Consider the following 255-nt stretch of genomic DNA (forward strand, 5'->3'; position numbering starts at 1 on the left):
TGGATCAAAACGAAAAGAACAAACAGCAGGCATACGACAGTTATTGTAAGAATATGTTGAGCAATAAGTCGATATTAGCATATATCTTGAAGAACTGTATCAAAGAATTTCAAAATATCCCCTTAGAGGAGATACCAAGCTTCATAGAAAAACAGCCACGGATCGATGAAGTGATGGATGATCGGATCGTTGGAAAGAATGTAGAAGACGCGTCTATCCCCTCTGCAGTCATACGGTATGACATCCTGTTTGAGG

The 255-nt window shown here is 39.6% G+C and carries 1 pseudogene; it reads left to right on the forward strand.

Annotated features, from left to right (window positions below):
* Nucleotides 1-255: pseudogene (locus NE665_RS24555) on the forward strand (hypothetical protein); the annotation flags it as partial.

The organism is Clostridium sp. DFI.1.208, assembly GCF_024463855.1.
Lineage (GTDB): Bacteria > Bacillota_I > Bacilli_A > Erysipelotrichales > Erysipelotrichaceae > Clostridium_AQ.